We start from the raw sequence: 26,333 nt of genomic DNA on the forward strand, positions 1-26,333 counted from the left end.
ATACTCTCTTATCCCGAGCTGGCGGAGGGACAGGCCCGATGAAGCCCGGCAACCTCACTTGTATGGACAACAAACAAGTGAATAGGTGCTTAAACCTGTGCGAGGCGAATTGTCTCGAACGATAAGAGCGAAGGGCAAAAAGCAGTATGCAAGTAGCAAATACAACCTTTCCTCTATTAAGGAAGGGTTTTTCTTTTGCACTTGTGTGGGAAAATACATGAATGTCGCAGTTTGTGGCAAATTAAGGATGAGTTCCGTACAATATATACAATTACTGTAGGGAGGTTTACCACATGACAAAAAAACGTCATCTGTTCACATCTGAATCTGTAACTGAAGGACATCCAGATAAAATTTGTGACCAAATTTCTGATTCAATTTTAGATGCAATCTTAGCAAAAGATGCAAACGCACGTGTAGCTTGTGAAACAACAGTAACAACTGGTTTAGTATTGGTAGCGGGAGAGATTACAACTTCTACTTATGTAGATATCCCAAAAATCGTTCGTGAAACAATTCAAGGAATCGGTTATACTCGTGCAAAATACGGATTCGATGCAGAAACTTGCGCAGTTTTAACATCTATCGATGAGCAATCTGCTGACATCGCAATGGGTGTTGACCAAGCGTTAGAAGCACGCGAAGGTCAAATGACTGACGAAGAGATTGAAGCAATCGGTGCTGGCGACCAAGGTTTAATGTTTGGCTTCGCATGTAATGAAACAAAAGAATTAATGCCACTTCCAATCTCACTTGCTCACAAATTAGCTCGTCGTTTAACGGAAGTTCGTAAGGATGATACATTACCATATTTACGTCCAGACGGTAAAACACAAGTAACAGTTGAGTATGATGAAAATGGTAAACCAGTTCGCGTCGATACAATCGTAATTTCTACGCAACATCATCCAGAGATTGCTTGGGAACAAATCGATCGCAACTTAAAAGAATTTGTTATTAAACCAGTTGTACCAGCTGAATTAATCGATGAAGAAACAAAATTCTTCATTAACCCAACTGGCCGCTTCGTTATCGGTGGACCACAAGGGGATGCTGGTTTAACAGGTCGTAAAATTATCGTAGATACTTACGGCGGATATGCTCGTCACGGCGGCGGTGCATTCTCTGGTAAGGATGCGACAAAAGTTGACCGCTCTGCAGCATACGCAGCTCGTTACGTTGCGAAAAACATCGTAGCAGCAGGACTTGCTGACAAAGCAGAAGTACAACTTGCATACGCAATCGGCGTAGCACAACCAGTATCTATCTCTGTTGATACATTCGGCACTGGTAAAGTATCTGAAGAAGTACTAGTAGAACTAGTTCGAAGCAACTTCGATCTTCGCCCAGCTGGTATCATCAAAATGTTAGACTTACGTCGCCCAATTTACAAACAAACAGCAGCTTACGGCCACTTCGGACGTACTGATGTAGATCTATCATGGGAACGTACAGACAAAGCTGAAGCTTTAAAAGAGCAAGCTGGTCTATAATAATAGGAAGAAAAAAGCTTTGCGCGTGTGCGCAAAGCTTTTTTCTATTTATGGGAATACATAAAGTTTTCTCTTGCGTATTTTAAAAATAAGCAAGAATGTTTGACTATGTTATATGGTCGTTTCACAAAAAATGCGGTTGGTTTCATTCATTTTCATATCAATAAGTCAAACGTTATTTATTGAATGTTACTTTCCCTTTAACACCATCCACTTTTATCTTATCGTTTTTAGCACCTAAGATTGTTACGTTTTTTTCAATACTATTTATATCGGCTGATCCATCCCCAATCTTAGCCCGTACTGATCCATTAATATCTTTAATAACAACTGCCCCATTATTATTATCGACATTGATGTCAGATGACACATTGGAAATATTAATTTTCCCATCCCTATTTGTTACACTAACAGTCCCCTTAACATTGGAAATGTCTATATTTCCATTCACATTAAGAATGTTTATATCTGAATCCAATTTAGAAACTGTAATAGCTCCGTCTCTATGGTTTTCTTTAAATTCCACTTTTACGTTCTTAGGTACTGAGAGTTTCACATCAACCCAAGTTTCACTACTACTAAAGAATTGCCCATCAAAAGAAGTATTTAAGTTGGCGACTCCATTTTTTTCTGAAAGGTCTAGTTTTAATTTGTCTATGCTGATTCCTTTTGCTTTTGCATGAATAGAAGCTTCTATTTTATCCGATGTAGAATTTGTTGAAATATCAATATTACCATTACGATTATCTAATGTTAATTTTTTAACATTAGAGGCTGATAGTTCCAGTTTTTGTTCCTTTGTTTCACTTTCAGAACTAGAACAGCCAGTAAGGATTAAAGTGATTAACGTACAAAAAATAATTAATTTTTGCTTCATTTTGCTTTCCTCCAGTCTTTAAACAACATCTCTTTTCACAAAAATGGGATACGAAACTAAGTGCATGATGAATAGATGAATGAAGATTAATACAAGAGCAAAGCTTAAGGACATTCCTTCTACAGGTGGACTCTCGTATATAAAATTCGATAAGTCTGTATTAGAGAAGATAAAATATTGTGTCCAACTGAAACCTTTTAATGAAATGCTCATAACAAAACCTGTAATTGTTATTAAAAGAGAAAAGACGATTGAGAATGTTGAACTTTTAAATGCAGCTGAAATCATAAATGCGAAAGTCGCAACAATAAGTAAGAAAGGAATTTTAAAGAGTAAGCTACCAATTAGTGCTTGAAGGACACTTGTTTTTTGAACGACTTGATCTTTGACGAATAAGTAGTCGCTGTTTATGCCATCAAATCCTAAAAGAATACCACTAAATAGAATTGAAAAAATAAAGGTGATTCCGACTAGAAATAGTCCAAATAATAAAGTCGAAATATATTTAGAAAAATATATTTGTGTACGAGTAGCAGTTCGAGTTAATAAAAATTTAATCGTCCCGGATTGAAATTCACTTGCGACACTTTCACCAGCTATTATTAAGGTAAGAATAGAAATCGCTACTAAAAAATTTGTACTTTGTCCAATTGTAAAGAACCATGCATTGTTTTCTGGTTTTATATTGTTGTCAATGTAATACTTATTTAGTAAAAATTTTTTTTCATTTTCGAGTATTTCCAGCGGTAATGTTTTAGATTCTTTTTCAACTTTAAGTAATGCATTTTCTTCTATAAGAGAGGTTTTCCAATCATCTCCATAGTTAACTTGATGAGAAAATTTTACATTTAGAAATTGCACTAGAATAAATAGGACCATAACTCCTATCATGACCCAAGTTCTTTTACGTTTAAAAGTTTTCATGTTTTCATTCTTGATTAGATTAAGCATTACGTAGTTCATCCCCTGTCATTTCGATGAATTTGTCTTCTAAAGTGGTTTTAATCGTTTGAACACCATAAACATTTACTCCACTTCTTGCTAACGTATCACTAATTTCTGGTATACGTTCTTTACTAATTGTAATATTGATCATATTTTGGTTTGTTACAATTTCTGCTCCTACTAATAACTTTTGAAGTACTGGAATAGCTAAATCTGTTCGGTCTACTTCAAATTGAACACAACTTATCTTTTCTTTTGTAATATCTTTCATGTCATGTAAACCTACCATATAACCCTTATCAATAATGGCTATACGGTCACACATCATTTCCATTTCAGCCATTTGGTGACTTGATACAACAATTGCTACATTTTCACTTTTGGCTAGTTTCTTTAAGTGAAGTCTTAAATCACGAATACCTTTAGGGTCAAGTCCATTTGTAGGTTCATCTAATAGTAGAAGTAAGGGCTTGTGTACTAAAACAATCGCAAGAGCGAGCCGTTGTTTCATTCCTAAAGAATAAGTCGAAACTTTGTTATGAATACTTTTCTCCAACCCAACTAAAGATACCACCTCATTTAATCGTTCGTTAGGGACACTGGGTGTCATTCGAGAGAAGTGAAGAAGATTATCATAGCCAGATAAAAATTTGTACAAATCAGGATTCTCAACAATTACTCCTACATGTCTCATTGCTTCTTTAAAATTGTTATCTATGTTTTTTCCATTAATTTCAACCGTTCCGCTAGACTTTGAAATTAATCCAACTATCATTCTAATTGTGGTAGTTTTTCCAGCTCCGTTTGGACCGAGGAGTCCAAGTATTTCTCCTTCATTTACATCAAACGATAATTGATTGACAAGTGTTTTTCTTCTAATTTTTTTAGTTAAATTGTTTATTTTCAAGATACTCATTTTTTTCATCTCCTTATGCATTTTAATTTTCAACTCAATACGATGAGTCGTGTTCTTAGTTATCAACGTATCAAAATGAATGTAATAAAGCACAGTGACAAAATGTAATAACCTTGCTATGATAAAAATATAATGATGGAAAATATATACACTAGGTGAAGGTTTTTTAGTGGGAGGTGCTTATACGGTTGATTTCAGTACAAAATAAATTACTTTGGCAGCATTGGCTAATCGTATTCATTCGTATCTTTTGGATCGCTGCAGTTGCAGTTTTAACGTATCAAGATAATCCTACATTCCCCTTTGAAAGTGTTTTTTGTATGACATTAATACTGTATGTCATACCTGTAATATTATATAAAATTCGATATGAACTATATTTATTGGCCGAGATCATATTAGTGGGAGGGCTTTCACTTTATCTTGCACATACGTATCATCTAGCACAGTTTTTTTCTCCTGCAATTTTAACATTGGCATTTTTTTGTCGAGGAAAAGCTAATTTCTATACATTACCTTTAACAATTATTGTTTATATATTCGGAGTTTTCTTGAATTTTGATTATAAATTAAATCACTTGCTTCTAAATCTATTTGACGTTCTTTTCATTTATAGTGTTGGACATGTGTTACAGAGAATTGTTTTTTCTATGGATTCAATTAAACAAAAACTCGAATTAATTAAAGAGAAGAATGCGATTTTAGAACAATATTCTTCACAAGTTGAAAGAATGACTCTGCTTGAGGAAAGATGTAGAATGGCGAGGGAATTACATGATACTGTTGGTTATAAATTTACGTCAGTTATATTAAGTATGGAAACGTTAAAACCTCATTTAACTACGCAAGAAGGGCAAAAAAAATTACAAGATATATTAGATATGTCACGATCTGGCTTAGAGAGTATTCGAAGACAAATTCATGAAATGGATCCATTAGAAGAGGAATTAAATTTAGATGTATCTTTACTTAATATTATAGAAGAATTTAAAAGCAACACACACGTTGATGTTGTTTTTCGAACAATTGGAGAGCAGTATATGATAGCGAAAAAAGTTAAAATGGCTTTTTGTCGTTGTTTACAAGAAGCGATGACAAATGCAACTAGACATGGCGAAGCAGAGTCGATACAAGTTCTTCTGCAATATCATAAAAGTCATGTCATGCTTCAAGTGCAAGATAATGGTAAAGGAATAGAAGATATCCAAGAGGGATTTGGCTTATCTGGCATGAGAAATCGTTTAAATGAATATCAAGGAAGCTTGTACATAGACTCTCAAAAGAATGCTGGAACTATTGTAACTTGTGTAATTCCAAGCTTAAATATAGAGAAAACTTCTACTCAAGATGAAATAAATATACTAGTAGTAGATGATCAATCTATGGTTTTAGATAGTTTAAAACTTTTATTGACCGAATATACTGACTTTGATGTTGCAGTTGCAAATAGCGGAAAACAAGCTTTAGAAAAATGCGAAGTAAATCAACCAGATATTGTTCTTATGGACGTACAAATGCCTGAAATGAATGGAATTATAACGACAGAAGAAATTAAGAGGAAATGGCCAAGTACGAAAGTTATTATGGTGACGACTTTTGAAGAAGCTTCTAGTGTTTCTGAAGCGCTTAAAGCAGGGGCTGAAGGATATGTACTTAAATCTGCCACGCCAAAAGAATTAGTAGCGGCAATTAGATTAGTAAATTCAGGAGGGACTATGTTGTCTCACAGTGTTGCGAATCGTTTGTTTAACGCATATAGCTCAGTACCAAAAAAGTATCCTTATGAGTTGACGCGGCGTGAAATGGAGGTCTTAGGTGCTCTTAAAGAAGGGCTTCGATATAAAGAAATTGCAAAAAAATTGTTTTTATCTGAAGGAACTATAAGGAACTATGTTTCTTCTATATATATGAAGCTTGAAGTTTCTGGGAGAAGTGAAGCTGTAAAAAAAGCAGAGGAGGAAGCTTTGTTATAAATGATACGGATAAATTTGCGTACGCAACCAGCGTAGCGAATAGTATCTATTTCTATTGATACATTCGGCACTGGTAAAGTATCTGAAGAAGTACTAGTAGAACTAGTTTGCAGTAACTTCGCTCTTCGCTCAGCTGGTCTATAATATAGGAAGAAACAAGCTTTGCGCGTGTGCGTAAAGCTTGTTTTATTTTAATATTCACCACAATGTTTATGTTTGTAGGGATAAGTGTCAGGATTTATTTTGTCATCCCACTTGGCGGATATTGCATGCAAATCTAAGAACGTTCATGTACAGCAATTTCTTTTCCGCATGATGTGCATGTAGTTGATTTCTTACCGAACATTACTTATTCTCCCTTCTGTGAACGGGATTTTCCTAAGCAGTATGCACTGCAAAGTAAAAAGAGTGTTCCAAATCCCCAGCCGCCTATTGCTGCGTACGGTACGGCGTCTTTTAGTGCCATGCCGGCGCTAATGGAAGCGACGAAAAGTAAGATAAATAGTGTCGTTAATTTTCGCATTGTCTCCATATGAAATTCCTCCCTTTGAAAACCTACATTTTTATTATAAGGTAAATTTCGGAAAAGGAATGCTTTTTCGATAAAGAAGTGTGATAGGTCTCACATTTTTTTGCTGCTATATGATATATGATAAAATTTAGAGAAGCTTATTAATGGGGAGGAAAAAAGAATGAGCGTCACAGAACATAAGAAACAAGCACCAGCACAAGTCCGTTGTAAAATCATCACAATTTCAGATACACGTACAGAAGAAACAGATAAAAGTGGACAGTTACTAAAAGAATTATTAATAGAAGCAAATCATCAAGTAACAGCGTATGAAATTGTGAAAGATGATAAGAAAAGCATTCAGCAAGCTGTCTTATCTGGATATCATCAAGAGGATGTTGATGTTGTATTAACCAATGGAGGAACAGGTATTACAAAGCGTGACGTGACAATTGAAGCTGTTTCTCCATTATTAGATAAGGAAATCGTTGGTTTTGGTGAGTTATTTCGAACGATTAGTTATTTAGAAGATATCGGCAGTGCGGCGATGTTAAGTAGAGCGATTGGCGGGACCATTGGTAGAAAAGTTGTCTTTTCGATGCCAGGGTCAACAGGGGCGGTGCGTCTGGCGATGAATAAATTGATTTTACCAGAGCTTGGCCATATTATATTTGAGCTGCATCGCCAATGAAAATAGCTGGAATTGTATTAGCTGGCGGAAGATCGAGTCGTTTTGGAGAGCCGAAAGCATTAGCGATTTGGCAAGGAAAAACATTCATTGAACATAGTATAGAAGCATTAAAAGAAGTTGCGGTAGACATTGTCGTCATTAGCCATCCAAACATTACAAACGAGCTTTCGCACATGTTGAATGTCCCTGTTATAGAAGATATCGAATTATATAAAGGAAACGGCCCGCTTGCTGGTTTCATAACAGGCATGGAATATGCAAGCGCAGATTGGTACATCATTGCACCGTGCGACACACCAAATGTTTCGAAAGAGTGGGCACTGGAATTAATAGAACGAGCGGATGAAACATATGAAGCGATTGTTCCGTTAGTAGAAGGACGGAAACAACCGCTTTTAGCGCTATATCATTATAAAGTAAAAGAGAAAATAGAACAGTTATTAAAGGAAGAAAAAAGAAGCATGCAGGGGTTATTATCACAGTGTAACGTTCAGTATGTAACAGTGACAGAGACAGATCTATTTGTAAATGTGAATACAAAAGAAGAGTATAACGAATTGCAGAAGAAAAAGAGCTGAAACTCTTTTTCTTTTTTTGTGAAAAATACCGAAAATTATTATTTTTCTGGTAAAATAAGTAAGGGGCACTTTTAATATTAGTGTATAAAGTTTTTAAAGGAAATGGAGGAGGTAAAATGAGTTTGTTATTAGTAAAATTATTAAAGCTACTGTACTTTGCTGGGCTCATTCTTATTTTGTTTTCTATTGGGAAAATTTCCGAAACAGTGGAACGGTATGCTCGAAAAACATTTGGAAATCGTCTCTCTCAAAAGGCGCTGTACTTTATATTTGTGATGATAACAATGTGCTTTGAAGGAGCAAGTTTGTGGCTTTTATCAATTTTCTTTCATTGGGAATTGATTACAACATTATTTGTGGGAAGCTTTTTATTGTTAATCGTGACGTGGAATACACTCTATTTTCGAAATGCATTTCATAATCAAGCGAGAGCAGCAAGCCGTTTTGTAGGAGGTACAGATGAGCATACAGAATTTCGAGCAACAGGATTGTCAGTCCATCCGTTTGCGATTGGAACATTCTTATTTGGAATTCTTAGCATTGTAGGTTCATTTTTATACTATTTACCATACTTAGTATAGAATCATACTGAAAATAAGGAGCATACATAATGGAAAGCGAATTACTAAAAGTATTTGATGAACATAGAAATCCAGTCGGAGTCGCAACGCGTGAAGAAGTGCACAAAATAGGGCATTGGCATGAAACATTTCATTGCTGGTTTATAAGTAGGGAAAATGGAGTGGATTATATTCATCTTCAAATTCGTAGTCATTCAAAAAAGGATTATCCGGATTTGTTAGACATTACAGCGGCGGGACATATATTAGCTCATGAAACCGTGTACGATGGAATACGCGAAGTGCAAGAAGAAGTGGGGATTGATGTCTCGTTTGATGAACTCATACCACTAGGCATTATCAACTATTGCATTACAATGGAAGACTTTATTGATAAAGAGTTAGCTCACGTCTTTTTATATAAAATGAAAGGCACAATGGACGATTATACAGTGCAACTAGAAGAAGTGTCAGGTATTGTTAAAATTGACTTCAATCATTTTTCTGAACTTTGGTTAGGAGAAAGAAATGAAGTTACAGTAGAGGGATTTGAAATGAATGGAGCGGGAGAAAAAGTTTCTATTTATAAAACGGTAGATAAAAGTCATTTTGTGCCGCATGAACTTTCGTATTATGAGAGCATTATTACGCTAATGAAGGAGAATACGGAAGCGTAAAAAAGAAAGTACCACTTATGCTGTTTCAGTTACATAAGTGGTACTGCATATATCATTATAAAATTTAAAGCATCAATCCCATAATAAGAGTATTATAATATACACCATTTATATATGTATCTTGTTCTAATAATCCTTCTTCTTTAAAGCCAACCTTCTTATAAAGTTCTATTGCCTTATGATTGTCTTCGCGAGTGACAAGATGTATTTTCTTTGTTGTGCCATTTCCTCTTGCCCATTCAATAAGTTCCTCCATTAATTCTCTGCCTAAACCAAATCCGCAGTACTTTTCTGCAATCACGATTCCGAGCGTTCCTACATGTTTCGTTCGCGATTTTAGACTAGAGTTAATTGAGGCAATACTAATGATTTCATCATCCATTATTGCTAGCAATATAATTGAATGATGATCTGCTTTAGTAGATTCTATGAAGTTTTCATAATCATGTAGAGACATACTGAACTCATTTTTTCCAAACGAAAGAAAATCAGTTTCTCCACCGACTATATTATAAAATTTGATCATAGACTGGGCGTCTTCTTGTGTAGCTTCTCTGATTATCACTTCTTTTCCATTTTTCAAACACATTTTTTTCATATTTCTCAACTTCTTTCAATGTTAATTTTTTGAGATATAAGTAGCTGCTATGCAGAATACAACATTCTCCGCTACTATGCGCGGCCAGATGCCCTGGTCTCCTCCAAAAAAGAAAAGAGTTTTTATGTCGGTTTTTTAACTTGTATATATAGTTACGTTCATCATAATATTAATGCTTGAAATTTTATAGCTTTAATTTTAAATATTGTTCAAATTAACAAAAAAGCGAAGAATCGTAATGATTCTTCGCCTTTTTGAATACTAGGGTATCTTGCTATATATGAGGTAATTTCACTCTTTATCTATTATAGCACTGTAAATAATTTGAAATTTATGCAATATTGCATATCTTAACTATTGAATGTTGTTAGTTTGTTATTTTCCTTAAGAAATACACATGAAATTTCTGATTTGTGAATATCGATAGCTTACTTTGCGTCGTCGTCCAGCTCTCCATGTATATCCAGATACTCCATTTGTTCTTACTTCAGTAGGGTAAAACCAAAAATCTCTTCCAAAAGGCCCTTGTCCTTTTAAACCGATAAATCCCCATCTCCCTAAACAATTACACATCGCTGATCGTATTTGCCCCATTTGTATAGGAGAAGAAAATGCTGATGGTGCTGCTGGTGGTTGTGCTGGCGGTGCCGATGTTGGAGCATCTTCAGCATCATCGGGACGATATACGTCATCATCGATTTCTCTTATGTCCTCGAATGGTTGATAGCCTGGAGTTTGCGTGGGATAATACTGCGGTTGATGATAATTTGCATATGGAAAATACATTGGTTGATTATTCATGAAAACATCACCTCATCTTTTTTTATTCACATTTACAATATTAGTATGTTGTGTGCCCCTTATATGAAGCTTATTTATAGCCTAAAAATGCTTTAGCTTCTGATATATGTATAAATCCACTTTAATTTTTCGACATATAGGTTGCTGCTATGCAGAGAAAAAGGAAACTGTACTCACTTGCTATCTCTAGTTTTCACTGCGCACGTGGCAGAAAAGGTCCCTGACCGCTTCTACGCATGGCTAGACGCTCTCGTCCCCCTAAAAGGAAAGGGGTTTTTGTGGTGTTTTATATAAATAATTCATAAATCGTTTAAAAACTATCAAAAAATAATATGAAATCTTGCATATTTAAATTATTTCACCTAAATAAAATGTTATTTTATTTTAATGATGTTTAGATATGGAGGGCAATTATGAAAAAGAAAATGAATAAAATTATGCTTGGGGTTAGTACAATGGCATTGTCGTTAGGGACATTGCAAGCTGAAGTATCAGCGGAAGAAAAAGTACCTTACAATGTAATGCAAATGAAACCAGCAGGGGTAGAAACGCCAAAAGATGCAGTTGCTCATTCCTCAAAGGCTGATGAAACATTATCATATGAAGAACGTTTAAAAGTAGGAGATTTTTCACAGAAGCCGGCTTCCACTAAGAAAATTGTGAAAGCGGAGCAGTCGCAGCAAAGCTATACTTTAGATGAGCTGAATAAAATGAGCGATGAGGAGTTAATTGATACACTAGCGAATATTCGCAGCGGACAAATTAAAGATTTATTTCAGCTTAACGAAAAAACAAAAGCTTTCTATGGAAATAAAGAGCGTCTGCAAGTAATCATGAACGGATTAGAGAAACGAGGAAGTACGTTTACAAAAAATGATACAAAAGGAATTGATACATTTACTGAAGTTCTTCGCTCTGCCTTTTATGTCGGAGCGAATAATGAGGAATCAAGTTTAAGTTATTTAAAAGAGAGAAGCTTCATGGATAAATGTTTACCTGCATTGAAAGCAATTGCAAAGAATCCAAACTTTAAACTTGGTACAGCTGAGCAAAATTTGGTTGTAAATGCATACGGGGATTTAATGAGGAATGCTTCTAGTGACGTTGAAACGGTGCAGTATACAGCAAAAATTTTAAAACAGTATAATAATAACCTTTCTACATATGAAAGTGACCGTAAGAAAGGAGAAGCTGTATACACTTTGATGGGAGCTGTTGATAAGGATATACAGACTTATTGGCGCCTTTCGGGTAAAGAACCAAATGAGACAATGTGGTATGGGAAGATTGATAGTTATATAAATGAAGTAAATAAAATGGCACTTATAGGTAATGTGACGGATGAAAATGGTTGGCTCATTAATAATGGGATATACTATGCAGGGCGTTTAGGGAATTTTCATAGTAATCCGAAGAAAGGGCTAGACGTTGTTACGCAAGCGATGCAAATGTATCCATACTTAGGAGAGCAATATTTTAGTGCGGCACAGCAGATTGCTACAAATTACGGCGGAGTAGATGCGAACGGAAAAACAGTAAATCTGAATCAAGTTAAAGAAGAGGTTAAAAATAAATATTTGCCAAAAACGTATACGTTTGATGACGGGGCAATTGTCTTTAAAGCGGGAGATAAAGTGTCTGAGGAAAAAATCCAAAGAATGTACTGGGCTGCGAAAGAAGTAAAAGCACAATATCACCGTGTAATCGGAAATGATAAAGCATTAGAACAAGGGAATGCCGATGATGTATTAACAATCGTGATTTATAACACACCAGATGAATATAAAATGAACCAGCAATTGTACGGCTATGAAACAAATAATGGTGGTATTTATATCGAAAATATCGGAACGTTCTTTACATATGAACGTACACCGCAGCAAAGTATTTATAGTTTAGAAGAATTGTTCCGTCATGAATTTACACACTATTTGCAAGGAAGATATGAAGTGCCTGGATTGTGGGGGCAAGGAGACTTTTATAAAGATGAACGTTTAACATGGTATGAAGAAGGAAATGCAGAATTCTTTGCAGGATCGACGCGTACGAATAATGTAGTGCCGCGTAAGAGTATTATAAGGGGTTTAGCAAACGAACCGGCAGAACGCAATACAGCAGAGAAAACATTACATGCAAAATACGGAACGTGGGATTTTTATAACTATTCCTTTGTATTACAGTCTTATCTATATAATCACAAATTTGATACATTCGATAAAATACAAGATTTAATTCGTGCAAATGATGTGCAAGGTTATGATGCATACCGTGAGGCGTTAAGTAAAGATGAACAATTGAATAAAGAATATCAAACATATATGCAGCAATTAATTGATAATCAAGAAAAATTTAAGGTGCCGCAAGCATCAGATGATTATGTAGTAAGTCATGCACAGAAAGCACTAGCTGAAGTGAAGCAGGAAATTGCAGATGTTGCGAATGTGAAGGATGCAAAAATTACAAAGCATAAGTCTCAATTCTTTAATACATTTACAGTTGAAGGGACGTATACAGGCAATGCAACAAAAGGTGAATCTGAAGACTGGAAAACGATGAGTAAACAAGTGAACGAAGCATTAGAGAAGCTACCGCAAAAAGGATGGAGCGGTTATAACACAGTAACAGCGTACTTTGTAAATTATCGTGTGAATAATGAAAATCAGTTCCAATATGATATTGTTTTCCACGGCATTGCAACAGATGAAGGTGCAAATCAAGGAATGCTTGTAAAGAGAAAAGATTCATATCATGGGGAAGCAAATAACGCAATTCAGTTTAAGAGTGATAGTTCAAAAGTTGAAGATCGAAAAATCGTTTCTTACCTTTGGGACTTTGGAGATGGGGAAACAAGCACAGAAGCAAATCCTACTCATGCGTATGAAAAAGAAGGAACGTATACGGCAACCGTAACAATGAAAGATGATAAAGGAAAAGAAAGTAAAGAACAAATGACAGTTCATGTAGATCGAGCAAGAGAAACATATTACGGGGAAGAAAATAAAGCAATTGAGTTTAAGAGCGATAGCTCAAAAGCTGAAGGGCGAAAAATCGTTTCTTACCTTTGGGACTTTGGAGATGGGAAAACAAGCACAGAAGCAAGTCCTACTCATGCATATGAAAAAGAAGGAACGTATACAGCAACCGTAACAATGAAAGATGATAAAGGAAAAGAAAGTAAAGAACAAATGACGGTTAATGTGGATCGAATAGGAGCAACTGAAACAGAACCAAATAATAAGCCAGAACAAGCAAATGTAATTCCGTTTAATACGCTTCTCAAAGGTTCATTTAAGGATGAGGATTATAAAGATACTTATACGTTTAATGTGTCATCGCCAAAAGAAATGAACATTTCTGTCATAAACGAATGTAAAATCAACATGACATGGGTGCTTTTTCATGAATCAGATATGAAAAAATACGTTGCAGGCGGACAATCTAATGAAAATATACTTAAAGGAAAGTTTACTGCAAAACCAGGGAAGTATTATTTATATGTGTATACACCTAGCGAAAATGGGACATATTCTGTTCAAGTAAAATAAAGATAGAAATAGAGATACTTCTTTATAGAAAGAAGTATCTCTACATACTGTTGAAAAACAATTTTTTCAACAAAGTGAGAAGAAAGCAGATTATATTTGCTTTCTTCTTTTTTGCTATTTGTAAATGAGGAAAGAAGGAATTATAGCACATGTCTCGAAACTTAATGGAGTAAAGTATCGGGTATGGCGGGGGAAATATATGAAAAGATGGGGAATTGAATTACTACTTTTATGTGTTGTTATCATATGGGGCGTCAATTATACAATCGGAAAATACGGACTCGTAGAATTAACCGCAATTCAATTTACAGCGATTCGCATGGTTACTGCGGCGCCACTGTTATTGTTGCTGACTTTTTACATAGAAAAATCGCTTTATATTGCATGGAAAGATATGATAAGACTTATTTTTGTTAGCGTGGTTGGGATTACGCTGTATCAAACGTTATTTATGGAGACGATTCAATATACGTCTGCAATAAATGCATCGTTACTAATCTCGATTTCTCCCATTTTTACAACGATGTTTGCTGTATGTTTGAAAGAAGAGAAGTTTTCATCACGTAAACTTGTTGGATCAGTTATTGCGTGTATCGGAGCGGCACTTGTATTACTTGCAGGGCATTCTCTTGTACAATCCTTTTATGGGAATGCAATTGGGCTCATTACTTCAATTTGCTGGGGATTGTATCCTGTTTTAGCAACGCCGCTTATGAAAAGGTATTCTGCTTTGCGCGTAACGGCCTGGGCTTCAGCAATTGGTGCGGTGCAGCTTGTATTATTGAGCGGGTGGCAAATTGTTCAGTTACCTTTTGCGATCGAGCACGGCAGTACATGGTTTTCGTTACTATATTCCATTTTTCTTGTTACTGTATTTGGGCTTGTGATGTGGTACATTGGGATTCAAAACATTGGTGCATCCCATACGATGGTGTATATGTACATTACACCGTTTGTAGCGGTTTTATTTGCAGCAGTATGGGCAAGAGAGCAATTATCTTTACAACAATTGATTGGCGGACTCGTTATTTTTATTGGTTTATGGTTTGTAAAGTCAGAGAAACAGTTACTTGTAAAAGAAAATATATCAAAATAAAAAGAAAAGGGGTTTATGTCAGATTTTTAATTTGGATTTATATATAAGCAAATAGAAGATTGATTATGCTTAACAAAATCATACAACTTAAGTAAATATTATTTGTTTCTTGAGTGGTCTTGGATTTGATATTTCAAAGAAAGAATCTGCAAATTATAAGTCTTCTCTACCAAACTCCATGTCTTCACCAATAATAAATGTTAAAGGCAACATATTATCCACTAAAGCACGACCATAGTTTTGGAATGTTTCTCTTAACGTTTGCTTGTCCGTTGTAGTCTCCCTTTCACTTATTTACGTTTACTGTCATATATCGACTTTATTATAATTATAACGAATAGACTTAATATATTTAATAGAGGTCTATCTACGATTAGAAAGAATCCACCTACTACTAAGATTATGATTAACTGTAACATATCAGTCTTATTACCTTATTGCATGTCATTGATTGCAATGAATCCGAAATAGATAAATCCAAATATTAATACCCCTAGTCCCATTTGGAGAAGAATCGGTTTCCAACTGAAATCGTCTCCTTTTTCTGCTTTCTGCTTTTTAATATAAAATACAAATATGATAGTTGAAATGATAATTAATAACACTTTCTTGTCTCCTTTTACTATATTTGGTTTGTAAACCCTAGATAACACAGTAATATGACTACTAAAAGACAACCAGTACAGGCGATACCGAAGTCTTTCATTGTCATGTCTTTTCTTCCTTTGTAGTATGCCATAATGCATACCCCTGTTAGACCTAAGCACCACATGACTGTATTCATATGCCTTCACCTTTTCTTATTATGGTTTCTATAATAATATAAGTTTTATTCACCCCTACATGTTTCTAAGAGTAATTAGTATAACAAATGCTAGTAATACCCCTACACCTACTAATATGAGTTGAGTCTTTGGATTAAGTGGTTTTACCTCACCTTTCTTTACCCTCTTGTTATATAAAGCAAAAGCTGAAATAATTACTATTGTAGTTAGTATTTTTAACATGTTTAGAATCTCCTTAGCCTATCTTAGTTGTCTAACTCAACTAATTCTATTTTCATTTTATTACTGTAAAATCTAATCTCCTTATTGAAGAAACCTGTCACATTAGTTGAAGAAGAGAGAGCAGATTTTTTCATTGTATTAATTACTTAAACATCTCAAAATGAATAGCTACCCACGTCTTATCATTTTCTGCTATATATTGTTCAGTTTGGATAAACCATTGAACAAGTTTTTGTTTGGGATGGTTCGATTTTTGATACAGGATACTATGTAAGTAAATGTTTAACTTTTTTTACTTTTAAAAGGTATGTAGGTTAAAATTAAGCATACAGAACATATGACAAAAATGATAAGTTGCTTCATTATATCCCCTCCTCTACTTTTTTCCATTTTTGATTAAGTATAGCAGAAACGAATTTTAAAAGTAGAGGTGTCGTCCACATTTTAATAAAAGTATTCGCTAAACAAATTCTACATAAATAAACGACAATTTTACTACTCTAAGGTACTCAACAATTCCCAAAAACGATTGTTTTTGGGACAATTGAATATCAGGCGATCTTCTCCAGTTTTTTGTCGGAATGCTTTCCCAAAATTCATCTCAAAAACTATGTCCCTGATACGTACACTTATGAATTATAGTAAATTGGAATAAAATAACTTTATCAATAAATATTATAGATTAATATGGTAAAATAAATAAAGAGCAACAACTCAAAAAGTAAAATGGTGATTCAAGTTGAAAAAGTACTCATTTGGGTGCTTTTTTCTCTGTTTTACATATACAAAAGGGGATTTCATCATGAATATTATCGACTTAGAACTAGTACGAAAGCGAAAAATAAAGGAAAATAAAATGATTACAATACCAATTATTGAAAGGGTCTTTGAAGTAAATGGAGAAATTCAGTTTGAAGTAACTGGTGAAAAAGAAATTCCTATTGCTTGGCTAGAAAGGGAATAGATGTTTCTGTCCTTTAAATAAACAAGAACTTGTAGGAAAACTACAGGTTCTTGTTTATTTTTTCTTATATAAGCGATTTATTAAATCAATAATCCAAGAATTAATAATAGCTACTGTGAAAATAACTAAAATAGCAATAATATTTTGATTTGAAGATATGTATGGTATTAGTGGGCCACGTACCACCCAAAAAAATATAAGAGAAAAAACTAAAGACCAAATAAATTTCAGTATTAATTCGTCCCCTTTTCTAATAAATGTAGCACAAATAAATTAGAGAATAATGTAAAATAAGCGGATTAAACCTTCAAAAATTAAATGTAAGCTTTTTATTATTTGTTTACACTTAAAATATTGATTTCATTAACCCTATCCGACTTTAGCTATTTTTAACAAAATTATTAAAGAAATTATATATTAAGAGCACTGTAAATAAAGAGGTTAGAACATCCATAAACAAAAAAAAAAAAACTAGATCCTTACTAGCTTTTTACATAACCCCACTTCTCGGTAGCTAAGTTCTAGTAATACTCCAAGAGGACGTATGAAATAAAAAGATGAATATATATTTAAATACAAATTCTATCTAAAGAAAGGTGATAAGAAGAAATGGAACATCTAACAATCCCTGAGCTTTTTTTCTTACTATCTGTAGATGATGATACTCAAACTATACAACCACCTGTCCAATCCAATATAGAAATATTCATTACAATAAACATCTTGCTAGAACTTTACCTTCAAAAATATATTTATATAGATCATGAATTTATTATATATAGGACTAGCAAGTCATCTGATATACCTTATTTACAACATACCTTAGATTTAACACAACATTTAGGCAACAATCACAATATAAGAATGTGGATACTAACAATTTGCGGAAAACAACAATTAAGTCACAAACTATATAATTCTGTTTTAGATTGTATACAGCGAAAAAAACAAATAAAAGTAATTGAAAAAAGAATACTAGGTTTATCATTTCAAAAACGTTACATATGTCTTCAAACTAAAGAACAAATTCTTATCTCCTTACGAAAAAGTGCTTTGAAAGGTGGAACACAATACTTATCTATATTAACCCTTTTCCTAGCCATAGATTTGAATGGAGTTTTACAAGATAAAATGTTTCAAAATGATTATGAATATTTAATTAACTTAGAAGAATACAACAAACAATTACCTGAGGTTAAATTCATACAAAAACTAATAGCAAACATTAAAGAGACTTTGCCTACCCTTTTAGTATGGAAACACACCCCATTTTCGGGTATATAAAAAAGTGAAGCCTCTAATTTAAATAATCAGAGGCTTCTTATAGTTACCATAATTTTTGTTATTCGTAGTTAGGTTTCTTTAGTTGAATGGGAATGTTTTGATCCAGTAGAAGAATGCAAAACCTCCAGCTATAAATAAAGCAGCTAAAATGAATGTTATTAGAGGTATTTTATTTTTCATACTTTTTCCCCCAATGATTTAATATTAAGCTAATTTAGCTAACATAACATGCGTTATTGGAAGTTCAAGTTATTTTTGATACAGGGATCTAACTCAAAGGATTTTTTTCCCTTTTTCTATATTCACAGATAAAATAAGTAAAACTGTTAAAAAAATAATTATTTTTAAATCACTTTCATCTTTTACAAAAAATGAATATAAAGTATAAATTACAAGAATAACTCCAAAAATTAGATTAATAATTCGATGCAATAAAATAACCTCCCGTTTTATCCATTTATTTCTAATAATACCATTATAATCAAAAATAATTTCACTTTAATTTATAACTGGGATAGCATTATCAAGTTAAGAGTAAAGAATATTGATTTGTATACCGTATTCATAATTGGTTAACATAACGCAACATTATCGGGATTCAATGTATTTAGAAGACTATTAAAAGTCCTCCAAATTGTTTAATTGGAGGACTTTCGTGTTCACATAATTCTTGTTATTGGAAGTTAATTAAATTTTTCTACGTACTAAATAAAAAGCTAAAGAACCCATAATAACAGGTGTAATAAAACTAACAAAATCAACAAAACTATAAAAAGGAAGTGATCTAGTAAAAAGAGAGGGCATAAATGTATAGATAACTGCTAGTCCTATAAATACAGGAATTCCAAATTGAAATTCCCTACATCGTTTTATTTTTCTGTATAACACTTCCCCAATTAGGCAAGCTATGAGAGCTGGTATACTACCATAAATGATGACAATTATAATGAATCCAAATAAATCGTTCCATTTAAAATGACTAGGATCAAAAATAAATAGAATCAATATCCACCCGATAATAAAAGTAAGCAGACTTGTAGCATAACTAATTAAAAATTTTTTCATTTGTATCTCCTGTATAATCGATAATGTTATTTCTAGTATATAACAATTTTCTTTATGCAAGATAGATAAAATATAATATGTATACTGTATTCATGTGAGGTTGACATAACGTCTCATTATCGGTAGCAAGGACAATGGACAAACCTTTATTATCATTGGGTTTGTCCGTTTTCTTTTTCTATCGTACTATGCATGATCTTATACATGGTAGAGATACTGGGGGTTTTCAGGCTTACAAATGTCCTGTATTAGTACAAAAAATGTATAAAATTTTGTATAAAAAAGTAGTTAGATTACTGTATTTTACGCCGGTTTATTTTAGAAGACAAGTGAAAACTCATCTTTAAATTTTAAAAAGAAGGTGTTACCTTTTTAAAGAAGGAAAACACTACATAGCAATTGAAGAACAGCTTAGAACAGAGGGAGGACAAAATATGGCTCAAACTTATTGGGGATCTGAGGTAGCCAAGAACTTAGGGATTGGCTCAAGTACTTTGCGTAAATATTGCCTTGCCCTGGAGGAAGCCGGGTATCCTTTCGAGCGCGGTAACAATAATTCTAGAATTTTTTATCATAAAGACGTAGCAACTATAGAACGGCTAGTAACGGCTATGAACAAGAAGAATGTAACACTAGAACAGGCTATAAATCTAGCAATGACAAGTGTTACAGAAAATGAGGTAGCAACTGTTGCTATAGATAGTGTAGCAGATACAGAACACATAAAAGTATTAACAGAACGTATAGAACGATTAGAACAACTTAATTTAGAGTTAATTCAAAGATTGGATCAACAAAGTAAACTTTTACAGGAAACTGATGCTCAAAGAACAATAAGAGAAGAACAAAGAGATGTTCAATTAATGCAGGTATTAAGAGAAATACAAGATAGCAAACGCCTAATAGCAGCTTCAGAACAGAAGAAATCACTTTGGGTTCGTCTGTTTGGTAAATAAATTATGATTTATTTATTGAAAGAAAAGTTCGCTTCTTATTTGAAAAAATATAAGAAGTGAGCTTTTTTGTTTATTGTCGATAATGATTGGTTATGTAAACTACCTCTATATAGGATATGCAAAGGAAAATCCTATATCTGATTCAAACTCATTGTAAATTAAACTATAATAAATATAATCTCGTTTTGAAGTAAGGAGCGGAATTTTTGAAAATCTTTATAAGATTTATTACAGCTATTTTATCTTCTGTTTTTTTTAGTATTATTATTTGTATAGTTAGCATAACACCCGTAAGTGAACGAAAACCTGATGTTTATTACTTTGGTTTTTTTGAAACATTTATGTTTACACTTATTTACACACTTCCAGTTTTTCTAGTAGTAGGCATTACTTGTTCATATATTATTGATAGGTTAAGGGAAAAGATGCAACCTGCAAGAACGTATGTGTTTAATCTTTGTATGTACTCAATAGCAGGATTAATTCCTTCATTCATATTCTTATATATTCTATTTTCATCTGAATTTGAAGACTTTAGCTATCAAGGTTTTTTTTTTCTATTTGCGTTAAGTATTTTTGCTTCCAATGTTTTTTATCACATTTTGCTATTTATAAATTCATTTTCTAACTTGATTAAAATGAAGGTGAATAGCTTAAAAAATAATTGATTATGTGAACGAAAAGTCCCTTCAAATCTGAAGGGACTTTTTTCTAGGTTTCTAGATGGGGAACAGCCAACATTACACGGTAAACATACGTTTTCCGCGTAATGTTGGTTGTTACTACCCCTAGATAAATTGACTGCTGATAAGTGAGATTGTGTAAATTGAACAAATATTATAACAAATTATACTAATTATGGTAAAATTTATAACGGTGATGATTATGAGAAAAAGCGAAAAAGATGATTTATCTTGGAAAATATTCAGATTATGGATATAAATTCCAAGAAGTATCCGTTTAGCATTTTTGTGGTCAATTTTTATAGGATTTTCTTATTTAGGTTGGGTAAAAATCATACGTAAATTATTTGAATAAGTATATTGGAAAATGTTCAGTAATCCCTTTATTTTCAGTGTTTTAAATGTATACTTTTGAAGTCGTTTTTGAGGAAAATGGGTACATTGCTATAAATCCAATAAAATCAAGGAAATGAAAGTAAACTAATATTCAAAAGTTTACCTTCAAAAAGGGAGCAATAAAAAAACAGTAGTGTATAAGATTACTACTGTTTTTTTATTGTTTTTTGCAAGAAAATTACTTGAATTCTTTTCTATATAATCTAACAGAATAAATAGCTCCAACGAAAAAGACAATGGCTTCAAATAATATGAAAAATTGACGGAAATACATATCTTTACCAACTAAAGAAATAAATGCGCCATTCATTATAAGTTGAGTAGTAAACATACAAGAAATAATCTTAAGATAAATAGCATTTGTTCTTTCATCTGGTCGACCAAACTTTTTTCCTATAATAAAAAGTACAATTATTGAACCCAACCACAGAAGGACTATAAAACCTACAACGATATTGAAATTATCTGTGCTTTCTAACATCCAGTTGTTTAATAGATCAAGCATTATTATCTTCCTTTCCTACATAAGAGAATATTTCGTTTATATCAACTTCAAAATAATTAGTTATTCGATATGCTAACACTAGTGAAGGAGAATAATTATTCTTTTCCATAACAAATATCGTTTGTTTAGAAACTCTAACAGCATCAGCTAAATACTTTTGGGACATTCTTTTTAACACCCTATATTCATACACTTTATTCGTTATAGAGTATCCATATTTTACCTTAATAGCTAACAACTTCCTTTCTTAAGATCTATATTAAACATATTTTATAAAAAAGTAAAGTTTAATTATACAAAAGCTATTTTTTTTTATATAAATCAAAAGAAATTCTATATAACCTTTTGAATTTTAACCTTACAAAAGAGAAAAAATTGTATGGGGTCCCACCAATATGAAGGGATAAATCGAATTTTCGACTGAGGATACAAAAGAAGGGATTGAAAGAGCATTAAAATAAATTTTTATTCCATAAATTAACATAATGTAATATGATGTAATATGTGTGTCTAATTATTTAAAAATTGAAAGGAGTCATTGTAATGATTATTTGGAGAGGTAAAGGAATGTTAGTAGCATTAGCATTTATTTTAGGGTTTATGATAAATGCAATCCTTTTTAGTTTTTTGCAAGTGAACACGGAAGAAAAAGCTGGATTTATTTTGCAAGGAATATTTTCGACTATATCTATAGCGATTATTAATTATTTTTTCACTAAAAAGTTTATATCTGATGATGTACGAATATTCGTCGATGAAAAAACTGGAGAAAGAGTTCAAATAAAAGATAAATCTTCATTATTTTTCATTCCAAATAAGTATTGGACTTGGATTATTCTAGTTTTAGGTGTTGTAATTATTATTAATGTTAGTGCGCAATTATCATAATTTTTTTATTATATAAGGAATCACCATATCATTAAAAAGACTCTGATCTTTTTAAAATTAGAGTTTTTTATATTAACTACTTTTAATAATTTAAATTACATATATTCATAAATTGATTTTATTTAAAATAAAATTTTTATCCATGGGTTTCTGTACCTCTTTATTTATATTGTTTTGAATGTAGGGTAGTACCACATCGCTATCAAGCTAACAAAATTAAATTTTTTTGAAATGAAAAAATGCCATTCTTTCTGTAGAATCATAGGAAAGGATGGCGTTTTTTATGTCTGTTTCTGTGTCTGACGAATTACAGCTATTTGCTCAAGAGATTCAAAGTTTTTTATCTCCAATTACCTTACGGGATCTTGCTGGAGATGTTGCATCTTTCGAACGTTTCTAAGTTTAACAAGATTAATCTACCGGAACCAAAGTTTGAAGGTTTCATGTGGTAGAGCGTAGCTAGGAATTTTAAGACGTCTACTATAAAAAATAGTGCAATAAAAATGGTTACTAAAAGTATAAGCATATGAAAGGATTTTGCTTTACTTTGAATTTCATGTATATCCACCTAGGTATCTTCGTACATAAAATTATAATACAATAATTACCATATGGAAATATGCATAATTGCATTTTTTTATTTTTTGTTAATAATGTAAAATTTTTAATGAATTATCATTTTTTTCTATAAAATAAATGGAAAGAAAGGTCTTGATTGCATGTTAGGAATCAAAGTTACAAAAACAAACGAAGAATTAATGATTGAATGGCAACTAGCAAAAGTTTGTATTCCGCTAAAGGAAATTATTGAGGTCACTGAAGATGACACTTATGGTGGAGAAGAGGCGAGTGCGATTCGAATCGGAACGCCATATGGGACAACAGATCGAATCTTGATTAAGACTGAAAAACATAATTATTTGTTATTTACTACAAATAAAACTTCAATTTTGAATGCGATACATTCAGCTTAAGATATCTACCGAAATTCGGAATCGAATAATATCAAAAATATTTTATTTTAAAAGCCCTTGGGAAGCGTTCCAAGGGCTTTCGTTTAACGGGCAGTAAGACCCCCACCTCAAGATTGAGAGAGAAATGAGAAAGATAGATGGGGGATAACTGCCCGTAAAAGCCCGATTGGTGAGAGCTTTCCATCAGTGGGAGATGAAAAAAATCTCCACTGATGGAAGTTTCACTTTATATAAAAAGCGGAATGAATTGATAATAAGACACAATGCCAGCTATTGACCCGAGACACATGCCAACGAGTACATCAGATGGATAGTGCAGGCCGAGATAAATACGCGAAATGCCCACGCTAATTGCAACTGGAAGTAGCAAGAATGTCATGCTTGGTTCATATAATAGGAAAGGGATGATAACAGAAAAGATAGCAGTCGTGTGTCCAGATGGAAAAGAATGATCCACTAATGGATTCGTTGGATACTTTGCATTATGAATTGTTAAATAAGGGCGTTTTCGCGGATAAAACTTTTTTAAAATTTGCACAGGAATATGACTAATCGCAAGGGAAATAGCGCTTGCAATTGCTATGTCTCGTAAAGATCCGTTTGTGAGAACAAGTAAGAATACAATAAGAGAGATTGTAAAAGTTGCGCCGCCCATATGAGTAATAGTGCGAAAAAAGATGTTTAATGTTTTACGTTCAAAATAGCGATTAATTCCTTTGAAGATGTAGCACTCTATTTTGTATAAGGAGCCGATGGATCTAGTTTTCATCAAAATTTTCCTCCTCACTACATATATTTGAAGTATCACTGTTATTTTAATAAGTTTTCATTGAGGGAATACTAAGATTCTGTAAAGAAAATGTAGAGTTTTACAAAGAAAAGGCTGCCATATAAGGTGGCAGCTAAAAAAATTATTTCATTTGTAAACTTTTATAATATTGTCCTTTTTCGACGTATTGACGACGAATACGAGCCATATCTTCCCGGTCTTCTTCTGTTAGTTCACGAATTACTTTGGCCGGGCGACCGAATGCAAGTGTATTTGGCGGGATTTTTTTTCCTTGCGGTACTAAACTACCGGCACCAATAAATGCACCTTCACCAATTTCAGCTCCGTCTAAAATAATGGAACCCATACCGATTAAAGCATCTTTTTTCACTGTACAACTATGTAAAATGACTTGATGTCCAATTGTGACATCATCTTCTAAAATAAGCGGATACTTTGGACTTTGATGAAGTGTACATTGATCTTGGATATTAGTCCGGTCTCCGATTATCGTTGGAGAAACATCCCCGCGGATGACAGTGTTAAACCAAATGCTTGATTCTTCACCGATTGTAACATTACCTGTAATTGTGACATAGTCAGCGATAAATGCGCTATCAGCAATTTTCGGATTTTTGTCTTTGTATGGATAAATCATATAACTAACCTTCCTCTCCTAGAAACTAATATTAGTGTAGCAAATTATGAAATAGAGTGAAATGGAGGAATTTTATGTGGAATTATGAAGCAGAAGAGGCGAAAGGTGTTATAGTTATGGTACATGGTGCAATGGAGCATCATGGCCGATACGAAACACTTGCAGACATGTGGCGCTATCTTGGTTTTCATGTTGTGATGGGAGATTTACCAGCACACGGAACAACTTCAAGAAATAGAGGACATATTACATCATTTGATGAATACATAGAAGAAGTAAAGACATGGATTAAAGAAGCGAAAAAATATTACTTGCCCCTTTTTCTATATGGACATAGTATGGGAGGGTTAGTAGTCATTCGCGTACTGCAAGAAACGAAAATGGATGTGCAAGGCGTAATCTTAACTTCGCCATGTTTAGGAGTGTTATCAACGCCGAAACTACCGATTCGTACGATTGCGAAAGTACTAAATGTTGTGGCACCGAAAATGCAATTTCATTCCAATATTACAGTGGAAATGGCAACGCGCAATCATGAAATTCGTGATGCGATGGAAAATGATTCATTGTTCTTGCGCAAAGTATCGGTTCGTTGGTATAGTGAGTTAATTAAAGCGATAGAAGTTGCACATGAAAAACGTAATGAATTTCCGGACGTACCACTCTTGCTAATGCAGGCATGTGAGGATAAACTTGTAGATAAAACACGTGTATGCAACTGGTTTGATAACCTGAAAATTAGTGACAAAGCATACAAGGAATGGCCGGATTGTTATCATGAGCTGTTTAATGAGTATGAAAAAGATGAAATTTTTGCATATGCCAAATCATTTGTAGAAACACATGTAATTAAGAAAACAGAAATAAATAATTGAACAGTATACAGAATGTATTAGACCATATTCATTTAGAGGAGATGAAGA

Annotated in this window: 29 protein-coding genes, 1 pseudogene and 1 riboswitch; of the genes and pseudogenes, 15 read left to right on the forward strand and 15 right to left on the reverse strand. The window is 33.2% G+C overall.

Annotated features, from left to right (window positions below; genetic code table 11):
- The first annotated feature begins 5 nt into the window (after positions 1-5).
- A riboswitch (SAM riboswitch) is annotated at positions 6-128 on the forward strand.
- Positions 129-293: 165 nt separating this feature from the next.
- Entirely contained in the window at positions 294-1,493 is a 1,200-nt protein-coding gene (gene metK, locus AB1280_RS21680; protein WP_020060222.1) for a methionine adenosyltransferase, read from the forward strand.
- A gap of 175 nt (positions 1,494-1,668) precedes the next feature.
- Here the strand turns inward: metK and AB1280_RS21685 are convergent, their stop codons facing one another.
- From AB1280_RS21685 to AB1280_RS21695, 3 genes are read right to left on the reverse strand one after another with little or no spacing between them, the layout of a single operon-like run.
- Positions 1,669-2,370: a hypothetical protein gene (locus AB1280_RS21685; protein WP_429756963.1), complete on the reverse strand. Its 702-nt coding sequence runs from the start codon at positions 2,368-2,370 to the stop codon at positions 1,669-1,671.
- An 18-nt stretch (positions 2,371-2,388) separates the two neighbouring features.
- Positions 2,389-3,321, reverse strand: coding sequence for an ABC transporter permease (locus AB1280_RS21690; RefSeq protein ID WP_429756964.1), 933 nt, complete (start codon positions 3,319-3,321; stop codon positions 2,389-2,391).
- Positions 3,314-4,231 (reverse strand): ABC transporter ATP-binding protein, encoded by a 918-nt coding sequence (locus tag AB1280_RS21695; protein WP_429756965.1) that lies wholly within the window; start codon positions 4,229-4,231, stop codon positions 3,314-3,316. Before AB1280_RS21695 ends, AB1280_RS21690 begins: the two co-directional genes overlap by 8 nt.
- Positions 4,232-4,419: 188 nt before the next feature.
- On the opposite strand from AB1280_RS21695, the gene AB1280_RS21700 reads away from it, so the two are divergent.
- Both AB1280_RS21700 and AB1280_RS21705 read left to right on the forward strand, forming a co-directional pair.
- Entirely contained in the window at positions 4,420-6,204 is a 1,785-nt protein-coding gene (locus tag AB1280_RS21700) for a response regulator (RefSeq protein WP_429756966.1), read from the forward strand.
- A gap of 36 nt (positions 6,205-6,240) precedes the next feature.
- Positions 6,241-6,345: pseudogene (locus AB1280_RS21705) on the forward strand (hypothetical protein); the annotation flags it as partial.
- Between the two features lie 208 nt (positions 6,346-6,553).
- Here the strand turns inward: AB1280_RS21705 and AB1280_RS21710 are convergent.
- Positions 6,554-6,736, reverse strand: coding sequence for a hypothetical protein (locus AB1280_RS21710; RefSeq protein ID WP_429756967.1), 183 nt, complete (start codon positions 6,734-6,736; stop codon positions 6,554-6,556).
- 160 nt (positions 6,737-6,896) lie between these two features.
- Here AB1280_RS21710 and AB1280_RS21715 point away from each other — a divergent pair, with 160 nt between their 5' ends.
- The 4 genes from AB1280_RS21715 to AB1280_RS21730 all read left to right on the forward strand — a co-directional run bounded on the left by AB1280_RS21715 (position 6,897) and on the right by AB1280_RS21730 (position 9,221).
- Positions 6,897-7,406, forward strand: coding sequence for a MogA/MoaB family molybdenum cofactor biosynthesis protein (locus AB1280_RS21715; protein WP_429756968.1), 510 nt, complete (start codon positions 6,897-6,899; stop codon positions 7,404-7,406).
- The gene (locus AB1280_RS21720) at positions 7,403-7,984 is read left to right on the forward strand and encodes a molybdenum cofactor guanylyltransferase (RefSeq protein ID WP_429756969.1); all 582 of its coding nucleotides are present in this window, start codon (positions 7,403-7,405) and stop codon (positions 7,982-7,984) included. Before AB1280_RS21715 ends, AB1280_RS21720 begins: the two co-directional genes overlap by 4 nt.
- A gap of 116 nt (positions 7,985-8,100) precedes the next feature.
- On the forward strand, positions 8,101-8,565 hold the full coding sequence (locus AB1280_RS21725; RefSeq protein WP_429756970.1) for a hypothetical protein: 465 nt from the start codon (positions 8,101-8,103) through the stop codon (positions 8,563-8,565).
- A 29-nt stretch (positions 8,566-8,594) separates the two neighbouring features.
- A complete protein-coding gene (locus AB1280_RS21730; protein ID WP_429756971.1) occupies positions 8,595-9,221 on the forward strand; it encodes an NUDIX hydrolase in 627 nt (208 codons plus the stop codon).
- 64 nt (positions 9,222-9,285) lie between these two features.
- Here the strand turns inward: AB1280_RS21730 and AB1280_RS21735 are convergent, their stop codons facing one another.
- Both AB1280_RS21735 and AB1280_RS21740 read right to left on the reverse strand, forming a co-directional pair.
- Complete coding sequence (locus AB1280_RS21735) at positions 9,286-9,819, reverse strand: N-acetyltransferase family protein (protein WP_429756972.1); 534 nt, start codon at positions 9,817-9,819, stop codon at positions 9,286-9,288.
- Positions 9,820-10,203: 384 nt separating this feature from the next.
- Positions 10,204-10,620 carry a hypothetical protein gene (locus tag AB1280_RS21740; protein WP_272188602.1) on the reverse strand — a complete coding sequence of 139 codons (417 nt, stop codon included), beginning with the start codon at positions 10,618-10,620 and terminating at the stop codon, positions 10,204-10,206.
- Between the two features lie 413 nt (positions 10,621-11,033).
- On the opposite strand from AB1280_RS21740, the gene AB1280_RS21745 reads away from it, so the two are divergent.
- Both AB1280_RS21745 and AB1280_RS21750 read left to right on the forward strand, forming a co-directional pair.
- Positions 11,034-14,165, forward strand: coding sequence for a collagenase (locus AB1280_RS21745; RefSeq protein WP_429756973.1), 3,132 nt, complete (start codon positions 11,034-11,036; stop codon positions 14,163-14,165).
- A gap of 199 nt (positions 14,166-14,364) precedes the next feature.
- Positions 14,365-15,261: a DMT family transporter gene (locus AB1280_RS21750; RefSeq protein ID WP_429756974.1), complete on the forward strand. Its 897-nt coding sequence runs from the start codon at positions 14,365-14,367 to the stop codon at positions 15,259-15,261.
- A 434-nt stretch (positions 15,262-15,695) separates the two neighbouring features.
- Here AB1280_RS21750 and AB1280_RS21755 read toward each other — a convergent pair whose 3' ends face one another.
- On the reverse strand, positions 15,696-15,866 hold the full coding sequence (locus AB1280_RS21755) for a hypothetical protein (protein ID WP_272188599.1): 171 nt from the start codon (positions 15,864-15,866) through the stop codon (positions 15,696-15,698).
- A gap of 17 nt (positions 15,867-15,883) precedes the next feature.
- The gene (locus AB1280_RS21760) at positions 15,884-16,045 is read right to left on the reverse strand and encodes a hypothetical protein (protein WP_429756975.1); all 162 of its coding nucleotides are present in this window, start codon (positions 16,043-16,045) and stop codon (positions 15,884-15,886) included.
- 1,025 nt (positions 16,046-17,070) lie between these two features.
- Here AB1280_RS21760 and AB1280_RS21765 point away from each other — a divergent pair.
- Positions 17,071-17,232 (forward strand): hypothetical protein, encoded by a 162-nt coding sequence (locus AB1280_RS21765; protein WP_097795902.1) that lies wholly within the window; start codon positions 17,071-17,073, stop codon positions 17,230-17,232.
- A gap of 54 nt (positions 17,233-17,286) precedes the next feature.
- Here AB1280_RS21765 and AB1280_RS21770 read toward each other — a convergent pair whose 3' ends face one another.
- Positions 17,287-17,466 (reverse strand): hypothetical protein, encoded by a 180-nt coding sequence (locus tag AB1280_RS21770; RefSeq protein WP_272188597.1) that lies wholly within the window; start codon positions 17,464-17,466, stop codon positions 17,287-17,289.
- A 375-nt stretch (positions 17,467-17,841) separates the two neighbouring features.
- Between AB1280_RS21770 and AB1280_RS21775 the strand changes: the two genes are divergently transcribed.
- Positions 17,842-18,516 (forward strand): hypothetical protein, encoded by a 675-nt coding sequence (locus AB1280_RS21775; RefSeq protein ID WP_429756976.1) that lies wholly within the window; start codon positions 17,842-17,844, stop codon positions 18,514-18,516.
- A gap of 273 nt (positions 18,517-18,789) precedes the next feature.
- On the opposite strand, the gene AB1280_RS21780 is transcribed toward AB1280_RS21775, so the two are convergent.
- Positions 18,790-18,948: a hypothetical protein gene (locus AB1280_RS21780; protein ID WP_429756977.1), complete on the reverse strand. Its 159-nt coding sequence runs from the start codon at positions 18,946-18,948 to the stop codon at positions 18,790-18,792.
- 255 nt (positions 18,949-19,203) lie between these two features.
- Complete coding sequence (locus AB1280_RS21785) at positions 19,204-19,581, reverse strand: hypothetical protein (protein WP_429756978.1); 378 nt, start codon at positions 19,579-19,581, stop codon at positions 19,204-19,206.
- A gap of 434 nt (positions 19,582-20,015) precedes the next feature.
- On the opposite strand from AB1280_RS21785, the gene AB1280_RS21790 reads away from it, so the two are divergent.
- The gene (locus tag AB1280_RS21790; protein ID WP_429756979.1) at positions 20,016-20,537 is read left to right on the forward strand and encodes a DUF3967 domain-containing protein; all 522 of its coding nucleotides are present in this window, start codon (positions 20,016-20,018) and stop codon (positions 20,535-20,537) included.
- A gap of 1,257 nt (positions 20,538-21,794) precedes the next feature.
- Here AB1280_RS21790 and AB1280_RS21795 read toward each other — a convergent pair.
- The gene (locus tag AB1280_RS21795; RefSeq protein ID WP_429756980.1) at positions 21,795-22,121 is read right to left on the reverse strand and encodes a 6-aminohexanoate hydrolase; all 327 of its coding nucleotides are present in this window, start codon (positions 22,119-22,121) and stop codon (positions 21,795-21,797) included.
- Positions 22,114-22,350: a helix-turn-helix transcriptional regulator gene (locus AB1280_RS21800; protein ID WP_429757387.1), complete on the reverse strand. Its 237-nt coding sequence runs from the start codon at positions 22,348-22,350 to the stop codon at positions 22,114-22,116. Before AB1280_RS21800 ends, AB1280_RS21795 begins: the two co-directional genes overlap by 8 nt.
- Positions 22,351-22,664: 314 nt before the next feature.
- Between AB1280_RS21800 and AB1280_RS21805 the strand changes: the two genes are divergently transcribed.
- Both AB1280_RS21805 and AB1280_RS21810 read left to right on the forward strand, forming a co-directional pair.
- A complete protein-coding gene (locus AB1280_RS21805) occupies positions 22,665-23,009 on the forward strand; it encodes a hypothetical protein (RefSeq protein ID WP_429756981.1) in 345 nt (114 codons plus the stop codon).
- Positions 23,010-23,728: 719 nt separating this feature from the next.
- The gene (locus AB1280_RS21810) at positions 23,729-23,983 is read left to right on the forward strand and encodes a hypothetical protein (RefSeq protein ID WP_272188586.1); all 255 of its coding nucleotides are present in this window, start codon (positions 23,729-23,731) and stop codon (positions 23,981-23,983) included.
- Between the two features lie 226 nt (positions 23,984-24,209).
- On the opposite strand, the gene AB1280_RS21815 is transcribed toward AB1280_RS21810, so the two are convergent.
- Together AB1280_RS21815 and AB1280_RS21820 are read right to left on the reverse strand one after the other, a co-directional pair.
- Positions 24,210-24,752, reverse strand: coding sequence for a phosphatase PAP2 family protein (locus tag AB1280_RS21815; protein WP_429757388.1), 543 nt, complete (start codon positions 24,750-24,752; stop codon positions 24,210-24,212).
- Positions 24,753-24,894: 142 nt separating this feature from the next.
- Positions 24,895-25,410, reverse strand: a complete 516-nt coding sequence (locus AB1280_RS21820; protein ID WP_272188584.1) for a gamma carbonic anhydrase — start codon at positions 25,408-25,410, stop codon at positions 24,895-24,897.
- Positions 25,411-25,484: 74 nt separating this feature from the next.
- Here AB1280_RS21820 and AB1280_RS21825 point away from each other — a divergent pair, with 74 nt between their 5' ends.
- Positions 25,485-26,285, forward strand: a complete 801-nt coding sequence (locus AB1280_RS21825; protein WP_272188583.1) for an alpha/beta hydrolase — start codon at positions 25,485-25,487, stop codon at positions 26,283-26,285.
- Positions 26,286-26,333: the final 48 nt, after the last annotated feature.

The sequence above is a fragment of the Bacillus sp. S10(2024) genome (assembly GCF_050473865.1).
Lineage (GTDB): Bacteria > Bacillota > Bacilli > Bacillales > Bacillaceae_G > Bacillus_A.

Bases quoted from the DNA above. Each gene is read 5' to 3' on its own strand.
- AB1280_RS21805 (WP_429756981.1), top strand. From the start codon at position 22,665: ATGATTATTTGGAGAGGTAAAGGAATGTTAGTAGCATTAGCATTTATT.
- AB1280_RS21765 (WP_097795902.1), top strand. From the start codon at position 17,071: ATGAATATTATCGACTTAGAACTAGTACGAAAGCGAAAAATAAAGGAA.
- AB1280_RS21715 (WP_429756968.1), top strand. From the start codon at position 6,897: ATGAGCGTCACAGAACATAAGAAACAAGCACCAGCACAAGTCCGTTGT.
- AB1280_RS21685 (WP_429756963.1), bottom strand. From the start codon at position 2,370: ATGAAGCAAAAATTAATTATTTTTTGTACGTTAATCACTTTAATCCTT.
- AB1280_RS21710 (WP_429756967.1), bottom strand. From the start codon at position 6,736: ATGGAGACAATGCGAAAATTAACGACACTATTTATCTTACTTTTCGTC.
- AB1280_RS21730 (WP_429756971.1), top strand. From the start codon at position 8,595: ATGGAAAGCGAATTACTAAAAGTATTTGATGAACATAGAAATCCAGTC.
- AB1280_RS21785 (WP_429756978.1), bottom strand. From the start codon at position 19,581: ATGAAAAAATTTTTAATTAGTTATGCTACAAGTCTGCTTACTTTTATT.
- AB1280_RS21725 (WP_429756970.1), top strand. From the start codon at position 8,101: ATGAGTTTGTTATTAGTAAAATTATTAAAGCTACTGTACTTTGCTGGG.
- AB1280_RS21735 (WP_429756972.1), bottom strand. From the start codon at position 9,819: ATGAAAAAAATGTGTTTGAAAAATGGAAAAGAAGTGATAATCAGAGAA.
- AB1280_RS21720 (WP_429756969.1), top strand. From the start codon at position 7,403: ATGAAAATAGCTGGAATTGTATTAGCTGGCGGAAGATCGAGTCGTTTT.
- AB1280_RS21790 (WP_429756979.1), top strand. From the start codon at position 20,016: ATGGCTCAAACTTATTGGGGATCTGAGGTAGCCAAGAACTTAGGGATT.
- AB1280_RS21810 (WP_272188586.1), top strand. From the start codon at position 23,729: ATGTTAGGAATCAAAGTTACAAAAACAAACGAAGAATTAATGATTGAA.
- AB1280_RS21775 (WP_429756976.1), top strand. From the start codon at position 17,842: ATGGAACATCTAACAATCCCTGAGCTTTTTTTCTTACTATCTGTAGAT.
- AB1280_RS21695 (WP_429756965.1), bottom strand. From the start codon at position 4,231: ATGAGTATCTTGAAAATAAACAATTTAACTAAAAAAATTAGAAGAAAA.
- metK (WP_020060222.1), top strand. From the start codon at position 294: ATGACAAAAAAACGTCATCTGTTCACATCTGAATCTGTAACTGAAGGA.
- AB1280_RS21690 (WP_429756964.1), bottom strand. From the start codon at position 3,321: ATGCTTAATCTAATCAAGAATGAAAACATGAAAACTTTTAAACGTAAA.
- AB1280_RS21795 (WP_429756980.1), bottom strand. From the start codon at position 22,121: ATGCTTGATCTATTAAACAACTGGATGTTAGAAAGCACAGATAATTTC.
- AB1280_RS21820 (WP_272188584.1), bottom strand. From the start codon at position 25,410: ATGATTTATCCATACAAAGACAAAAATCCGAAAATTGCTGATAGCGCA.
- AB1280_RS21740 (WP_272188602.1), bottom strand. From the start codon at position 10,620: ATGAATAATCAACCAATGTATTTTCCATATGCAAATTATCATCAACCG.
- AB1280_RS21745 (WP_429756973.1), top strand. From the start codon at position 11,034: ATGAAAAAGAAAATGAATAAAATTATGCTTGGGGTTAGTACAATGGCA.
- AB1280_RS21815 (WP_429757388.1), bottom strand. From the start codon at position 24,752: ATGAAAACTAGATCCATCGGCTCCTTATACAAAATAGAGTGCTACATC.
- AB1280_RS21760 (WP_429756975.1), bottom strand. From the start codon at position 16,045: ATGAATACAGTCATGTGGTGCTTAGGTCTAACAGGGGTATGCATTATG.
- AB1280_RS21825 (WP_272188583.1), top strand. From the start codon at position 25,485: ATGTGGAATTATGAAGCAGAAGAGGCGAAAGGTGTTATAGTTATGGTA.
- AB1280_RS21750 (WP_429756974.1), top strand. From the start codon at position 14,365: ATGAAAAGATGGGGAATTGAATTACTACTTTTATGTGTTGTTATCATA.